General features: G+C 44.2%; 6 protein-coding genes and 3 pseudogenes. 2 read left to right on the top strand and 7 right to left on the bottom strand.

Features of this window, described 5'->3' with window-relative positions; translation table 11 throughout:
- The coding region (locus tag RIG27_RS05235) for an Rpn family recombination-promoting nuclease/putative transposase (RefSeq protein ID WP_446343094.1) at positions 1–544 on the bottom strand (544 nt) is incomplete at its 3' end.
- 234 nt (positions 545–778) lie between these two features.
- On the opposite strand from RIG27_RS05235, the gene RIG27_RS05230 reads away from it, so the two are divergent.
- Positions 779–931 carry a hypothetical protein gene (locus RIG27_RS05230; protein ID WP_446343092.1) on the top strand — a complete coding sequence of 51 codons (153 nt, stop codon included), beginning with the start codon at positions 779–781 and terminating at the stop codon, positions 929–931.
- A 528-nt stretch (positions 932–1459) separates the two neighbouring features.
- Positions 1460–2356 (top strand): lipid kinase, encoded by an 897-nt coding sequence (locus RIG27_RS05225; RefSeq protein WP_446343090.1) that lies wholly within the window; start codon positions 1460–1462, stop codon positions 2354–2356.
- 176 nt (positions 2357–2532) lie between these two features.
- Here the strand turns inward: RIG27_RS05225 and RIG27_RS05220 are convergent, their stop codons facing one another.
- From RIG27_RS05220 to RIG27_RS05195, 6 genes and pseudogenes are all read right to left on the bottom strand, one after another.
- The gene (locus RIG27_RS05220) at positions 2533–3633 is read right to left on the bottom strand and encodes a hybrid sensor histidine kinase/response regulator (protein ID WP_446343096.1); all 1101 of its coding nucleotides are present in this window, start codon (positions 3631–3633) and stop codon (positions 2533–2535) included.
- A 211-nt stretch (positions 3634–3844) separates the two neighbouring features.
- Entirely contained in the window at positions 3845–5908 is a 2064-nt protein-coding gene (locus RIG27_RS05215; RefSeq protein WP_446343088.1) for a response regulator, read from the bottom strand.
- Positions 5886–6122: a PAS domain S-box protein gene (locus RIG27_RS05210; protein ID WP_446343086.1), complete on the bottom strand. Its 237-nt coding sequence runs from the start codon at positions 6120–6122 to the stop codon at positions 5886–5888. The genes RIG27_RS05215 and RIG27_RS05210 overlap by 23 nt, the downstream gene beginning before the upstream one ends.
- Positions 6123–6131: 9 nt before the next feature.
- Positions 6132–6518 (bottom strand): annotated as a pseudogene (locus RIG27_RS05205) (PAS domain-containing protein); the annotation flags it as partial.
- 36 nt (positions 6519–6554) lie between these two features.
- Positions 6555–6851 (bottom strand): annotated as a pseudogene (locus RIG27_RS05200) (PAS domain-containing protein); the annotation flags it as partial.
- Between the two features lie 228 nt (positions 6852–7079).
- Positions 7080–7619 (bottom strand): annotated as a pseudogene (locus tag RIG27_RS05195) (PAS domain-containing protein); the annotation flags it as partial.
- Between the last annotated feature and the right edge of the window lie 308 nt (positions 7620–7927).

Genomic DNA, 7927 nt, shown 5'->3' with positions numbered 1-7927 from the left:
TTTCTATTAAATCAATCAGGTTCCGTTTAGTCGTCTCATCCGTTATCTGAACTTGAGCTTGTTCAATCAAACGCCTTGCCTGTTCTGGGGCTGCCTGTTCCCGCTCAATCACTAGCTTAACAATATTCACCCCAACAGATGCCGATGCTTCATCTCCTAACTCATCCAAGTATATCCGAGTCACTCGGCTGAAGAGTTCTTTAAATTGTAACGGCTGTTCCCTCTCAATCCGGCGACTGGGATAAATCACCACCACCCGCCACGGACAATTCGGTTTGTATTGATTCAAAAAGATAAACAGTTCAGTAAATAAACGATAATAAAAATTCTCATCTCGTTGAAACTGAACCTCAACCACATAAAAAGGTTGGTCTAGGGTTTCGTTCTTAGGCAAAAACAACCCATCCAGTCGAAATGCCAGTTGTTTAATTTCACGAGAGGTGAATTCATAACTTGCCGCTTGTTCTGGCGCTTGATTAATCAGTTCAAAGAAGATACTGGGAAACTCCTGAAACAAGCTATAAAAAATCGTGTCCGTTTTCACCTTTTCCTAGGGCTTTCCAGCACAGAGTTGACACCTGATACTGTGCCACCCCATACGGGAAATTTTTCTATGATGACTGTCTTGACAAACTAAACAGAATATGTAGTATTCCTTCTTTCTTTTTGCATTCCCTTTTCAGGTAAGGTGGGCAATGCCCACCCGACAACGACAGCGCCGTCATAAAGGGAACTATAAGCCAACCTGATCAGGGCGGGTTTTGTTGAAAGGTTATCGGTGGGTATCGACATTAAATCCCTAAACCCGCCCCTACAATTGACTCGATTAAATCGGGCGCACGTTGACCAAGGGCGCACGGGGCGTACCCTAAGGTTTTCTAGGGTGTGGGTTGGGATTGATGGAGTTGTGCGATCGCGTCCTTTATCCTGAATTGGGGAGATTAAACTGGCGGTATCTGACGCAGCACGACTAGATAACGAAAACTTTTAACATCGACGTTTACGTTTTAATATTCTAAAGCAAAGCGGATTTAGGGCTGCCCGAAAATGTCGCGGCTAAATCATGATTTGATCAGGGTTTGAGGATGTAGTATGATGTTATTTGAATCCTGTATTGGGTTTATTTTATTGCCAATTTTCAACAGTAAACGCTTCAACGCCTGATAATGCGTTATTTTCTTTGTTCTCGTGTCGGCAAATTTTAAATACTACAAGTATGTTGCATTACCCAATTGCCTAGACTCATTTTGCAGCAGATTTGACAAAAAAGCTATTTAATGCATCGAATGCCTGAACAAAAAAAAGACAACCGGTGGAATGGGAATGGCAATATCCACCCGTTAGAAGAAGTGCGATCGCATCAAACCGATAAAATGTAATAAGCAGGTCGGTGGAAATACACCCAACACTCCACCAATTCTCTAAGGAGTCCTCAAACCCTTACATAAACAAATAACAAATGACAAATGACCATCTCCAGTTGCCGCCGAAAACAGCATTACTCTTAATCAACCGTAAATCTCGTCACGGACAGGAAAATCTAGTCGAAACCATTCGTCAACTGAAGGAACTAGGCTTTATTGTACTAGAAGAATTAACCGAAGATCCACTCAAGCTTCCGGACATAATCCGTCACTATCAGCATCAGGTAGACCTGGTAATCATTGGTGGTGGTGATGGTACACTTAATGCAGCGATAGAGGGGTTAGTGGATACTCAGTTACCGTTAGGTATTTTACCCTTGGGTACGGCGAATGATTTGGCGCGGACGTTGAAAATTACCGTTGATTTACCCCAAGCATGCCAAGTCATTGCTACGGGTCAATATCAGAGAATAGACTTGGGCTTGGTTAATGAGCAATATTTTTTTAATGTGGCTAGTTGTGGGTTGAGTGTGGAAATTACTCAGCGCCTCACCAAAGAAGACAAAAGTCGCTGGGGAATTTTAGCGTACCTGTCTATGGCATTAAAAATGATTTTGCAAGCACGACCATTTCGGGCAGAAATTCGCATCAATGGAGAAGCAATTCGGATAAAGACAATTCAAATTGCTATCGGAAATGGGCGACATTATGGCGGAGGAATGACCGTATGTTATGATGCCAAAATTGATGATCAACGGCTGGATTTATACAGTTTAGAAATGCGTCATTGGTGGCATATTTTATTGATACTTCCTGCATTATGGCGGGGACGCCACGCAGATTTACCAGGAGTCCGTACTCTCCAGGGTACGGAATTTGAAATCTATACTCGCAAACCTCGTTCTATTAATACGGATGGAGAAATTACAACTTCTACGCCAGCCACCTTTCGCGTGATTCCGCAAGTTATATCCGTTGTGGTTCCCAGATAGGGATGGGTGATTGGAAAATTTAGAGACGTAGTAGGGTACATCTCTAAGTAGTCGGACAAAAGAAAACAACACCATACTAACTTTGCAAACAAGCCTCAAACCCTTACAAAGGACAAATGACAAATGACAAATGACAAATGACCTACTTACACCCCCTATTTCCTGTTCCCTTGCCATTAAAGGACTACTGTAAAGATTGAGCCTTGGGGTTGGTTGTCTGTGACGAATATTCTCCCATGATGCGCCTCAATTACCATTTTACAAAAGGTTAAACCCAAACCAATTTGAGACACCCCACTGATTAAATCTCCCACTTCATATTTGTCAAAAATATGGTGTTTTCGTTCTTCACTGACTCCTGGACCTGAATCAATAATCTGAAGCTTGGTTGTGGCTTTGGGGAAATTTGAGGATACCGACTCATTCAGAGAAGTTACGGCGACAATGACTAAACTTTCTGGGGGAGAGAACTTAATCGCGTTAGAAATTAAATTTTCCAAAACGCGATGAAATAAATTTATATCGAGACCAAGAGAAGATAGGTTTTCGGCAAACTTACTTATTAGTCTAATCTTTTTATTCTCTGCAATTGCTTGGAATTGAAAAATTACAGCAGCAACCAATTGATTTAAGTCAACAGAAGTCTGATTCAAAACCATTTTACCAGATTCCATTTTCGCTAACATTAGCAAGTTATCGATCATCGAGTTGAGTTCGCGACTCGAATCAGAAATAATTTGCAATCGCTGTAAATCTTTGTCATTGCCTGTACTTTGCAACAGCAAATCGCTACAGAGTAAAATATTAGTCAGCGGATTTCTTAAATCATGGACGATCATATTCGATAAATCTTCCCGCAGACGTAACGTCGCTTCTAGGGCATCATATTGCTGCTTAATCCGTAACATCGATCGCACTCTTGCCCGTAGTTCAATTCCACTGACAGGTTTAGTGATAAAATCATCAGCACCTGCATTTAGCGATCGCGCCAAGTCTTCTTTGGAGTTGAGTGCCGTTACAATAATCACGGGAACGTGTTTCCAATGGGAATCGGACTTAATCGTGCGACACACTTCAATGCCATTTAACTTTGGCATCATCACATCGAGTAAAATGACATCCGGTTCGATGGAGTCGAGACGATTTAAGGCTTCTTCGCCACTGGCGGCATAAAATAAGTCATACCCTTCTCGATACAGATGGGCTTCAATCACATCAAAGGCATTCGGATCATCATCCACGATTAAGATAGATGTGTTCTGATTTAGGCTAACCATAGATTTAAGTAGGTAGGGACAATAAAAGTTAACGGTTGAGATCGTCATTCGTCATTCGTCATTCGTCATTCGTCATTCGTCATACTCGCGGAGCGCCAAGCAAGCTACGTCATTTGTAAGGGTTTGAGGTCTATTTATATAACTTAATATATCTGCCTTGGAGTCTTCTGTCTTTAGATAGGAGAACCCTGAAAAAATGCAGTAGCCAATGTTACCGATGCAGATAGTGTTCAATTAGCGCCACTAACTTTTTCAAGCGAATCGGCTTCGCCATATACTCCGTTGCCCCGGCTGCCAAGCATTTTTCCCGATCGCCCGGCATTGCCAACGCCGTCACCGCAATAATCGGCATCCGAGGTAAATCACTGTCCGCCCGAATCTGGCGTGTTGATTCTAATCCATCCATTTCTGGCATTTGAATATCCATGAGAATTAAATCCGGTGTATGCTGTTTAACTTGTTGCACAGCTTCAAGTCCATTCCGGGCTAAAATGACCCGAAACCCTTTACTGTGCAAATAATCCGTCAAGGTGACAATATTTGCCTCATTATCTTCTGCCAATAAAATTAACGGTAACTGTGCCTCAACCACAGGCGGATGCATCTCCGGCGGTGTGGCAAACAACTGACTCAATACTGACTGTAACTGGGGACGAGAAACGGGTTTAAGTAAATAGTCAGACGCCCCTAATTCTAAGGCTTGAGTCGGATCATCGACAACAGAAACCACAACAACGGGAATAGATTGAGTTGCGGGATTTGCTTTAAGATGCACCAACACCTCCCAACCGGAAATATGCGGCAGTAAAATATCTAAGATAATCACATCCGGGTTAAACGTCTGCACCGCATCAATAGTGCCTTCTCCTTGGGGATGAATTAAAATAGTTATGCCTAATTCTCCCAGATACCGGGCAATATGGTTAGCTGAAGCATCTGAATCTTCCACCACTAAGGCTTTGTGAATCGGTCGTAATTCTCCAGATATGAGTTTCGGGTGTCTCAGTCTTTCCCCAATACGACTTGGATGGTGCCAGGGAAGAGTAACCGTAAAGCAACTCCCTTTCCCCACCTCACTGTCTAAGGCAATACTTCCCCCTTGTAATTCCACAATTCGCCGCACTAGCGCTAACCCTAACCCGGTTCCCGCATAGCGACGAGAGAGACTGCTATCTAATTGTACAAAGGGTTTAAACAGTTTATCCAGGTTTTCTGGGGCAATACCAATCCCCGTATCGGTAACACTCAACTGCAACTGTTCACCGTCAGGATCGGTAGTCACTTGCAACGAAATCTTACCACCATCAGGCGTAAATTTTACCGCATTACTTAATAAATTGACTAACACTTGGCGGATGCGCCGTTCATCCACTTCAATCTCGCTTAAGCCCGGTGCAATGTGGTAATCGAGTCGAATATTTTTTTGCTGCGCCTGCTGTTTAATAAAGGTTAAACTCGATTCACACAGACTGTCTACAGAGACAAGGGAAACCGATAGGGACATCTTCCCCGACTCAATTTTAGACAGATCCAGAATATCGTTAATTAAGTCTAATAAATGCTTGCCACTTTGTTCAATGGTTGCCAATGATTTGTGCTGTTTGGGGGTTAATGAACCATATACCTCTTCCTGGAGTGCCTCCGCTAACCCCAGAATCGCATTTAACGGAGTTCGCAACTCATGACTCATACTTGCCAGAAACTCATCTTTTAACCGAGTCGCCCTGGCTAATTCCGCATTCGCTAAACTAATCCGTTCATTACTTTCGCGTAACTGTTTTTCGGCTTGTTTGCGTTCGGTGATATCATAGACTAAGGAACAAGACCATAACAGATTTTCCTGGTCATCAAGGACGGGACTGGTGGACATATATGCCCAGATCGTATTACCGGATTTTGTGCGTAATTCAACCTCTTGGCGATGCACCTGATTTTGATTCAGAGGGATACTCGAAGCGGAAGTGAAACGGTTATCTCCAGGGGGGAGAAAATCCGCGATCGCGTGTCCTAAGATTTCTGCCTCAGTATATCCCAGCATCCGTGCCATTGCCTGATTGGTGTAAGTCGTATTCCCTTGGGCATCAGTTACCCAAATTCCTTCCTCGGCGAGTTCCACAATTTGGGCATATCGCGTCTCCGTTTCCCGAATCTGAGATTCTAACTTGTGGTTGAGGCGTTTAATCTCATTTTCAGCCTGCTGGCGTTCAGTGATATCATTCAGAAATACAATTACAAAGATGCCATTTTTCGTTTTAATGTTTGTTTTCTGAATCACACACCCGCGAGATTGAAATATAGACCCATCGGTAGTTTCCATCGTGACGGATATAACGTTTTTCCGTAGCATAGGTGGACGTTTTCCCAGACATTAACTGCTGTAAATACTCAATATTCTGTTCCCGATCATCCGGGTGAGTAATATCTTGTACCCGCCGCCCCACTAATTCAGATTCAGGATACCCGGTAATCTCACAGTAACGTTGATTCACCCGCAAAAGTTAGCCAGAGGGTGTAGTCAGGGCAATCCCCACCGAGGCTTGTTCAAAGATAGCCCGGAAGCGTTCTTCACTATCCTGTAATGCCCGTTCTGCTTGTTTGCGTTCGGTAATATCATGAATAATTGAAACCAGAAACGTACGTCCTTGAATCTCAATCGGACTGGAATAGACTTCCACCTCTCGAATCTCTCCCGACGCCAGACGGTGAGGAAAGACAAAATAGGTTCGTTCCTCTAATTTTGCCCGTCTCATCTCCGCCTGAACTTGAGCGGGGGGCAGACAATTGAAATCCGTAATCGTTTTGGTGATTAACTGCGATCGCGAATAGCCATAAAACTTAACCGCCGCCCAATTCGCATCCGCAATCGCCCCCGTTTCCGAATCAATTAACAATTTAATCGCCTTACTCCTCTCAAACATGGCACGAAACCGGGCTTCACTGTCTCGTAGGGCAGCTTCTGCGGCTTTGCGATCGCTAATATCGGTGTGTGATCCTACCATCCGCACCACAGTTCCCTGTTCATCCCACAGGGCTTGTCCGCGATCTAGAATCCATTTGTAGGAGCCATCTTTACACAGGACCCGATGCTCACTACTATAATATGGAGTCTTCTGGTCAAAATGGTCTTGAACCATGCCCATCACCCACTCTAGGTCATCAGGATGGACTCGTTTCGACCATTCATCTAGATGATTGGCAATTTCATCCTCCTCATAACCCTTCTCATACCCCGCTTGGGCAAACGGATGCACAGTTTTCGCCTGATCCTGTTGGGCAAAACCAATCCAGGCACAACGATAGCCACCGAAGTCTACAATAATCTGGCAGATATGGTGCAGTAGGGTGATTTCATCGGTAGCCAAGACTAACGCCTGGTTGCATTCACTCAGGGTTCGCAGGGCGCGATTGGCATGATAGAGTTCTTGTTCTGATTGTTTCAGCTCTGTGATGTCCTGCGTTACAGCCATCCCTGCCATCAGTTCGCCCGTCTGGTTTCTCAAGGGTAGGGCATGGATAATAAAAATGCGATCGCCAAAGGGCATCTCACGGGTAACGGTTTCGCCCGCTAAGACTTGGCGATAGAGGGGTTCTAGCTGGGTACAAGTTTGGGTTGGTAAGCATTCCCAGATGGTTTTCCCTTCTAATTGGGGTTTGGATAAACTGACACTAGCTAAACCACTCCCATCTGCCAGTAAATAGCGTAATTCATGATTAAATAAAAGCACCGCCCCATTGGGGAAATTTTCCACCACTGCCCGATAACGGGCTTCACTCTCCCGCCAACGGCGATCGCTTTTTTGTAAATGGTGTTCTAAACGGTAGGATAAATAGGCAGCGAGAAGGGAACCACCGATACCGATAATCACCGCAACTGCCAAGACAACACCAGTAAACTGTTGCTGTTGGTCTAAGGTTTGCTTGAGTCGCGTCTCTTCCTCTTGTTCAACGATCTGAAACTGCTGGATTTGCTCATTAACCTGATCCATGACTTGCTTCCCCTCCACCAGTTGATCCATGAATTCTGGAGATTCCGTAGCGGTTTCCGGTTGGGCATCCACTAATCGGAGATTGCGTTGAAGTAAGCTGACTCTAGCGGTAACTAATTCACGAATCCGTTGCAGGCGACTGGCTTGGGCGTGTTCTTGGGCAATGAGTTGACCGAGAACTAGGGATACAAGCCTCGTCCTTTTAGGACGACTTTTTATTTTCTCTTAGTCTTGTATTGTAATAAATAATGTGTTAATCTATAAAATTAGTCTAGCACAGGCGAAAGTCGTGAGTATCGCCAATCGAT

Source organism: Coleofasciculus sp. F4-SAH-05, assembly GCF_040222985.1.
GTDB lineage: Bacteria > Cyanobacteriota > Cyanobacteriia > Cyanobacteriales > Coleofasciculaceae > Coleofasciculus > Coleofasciculus chthonoplastes.
This window is presented reverse-complemented; position numbering and strand designations above follow the sequence as displayed.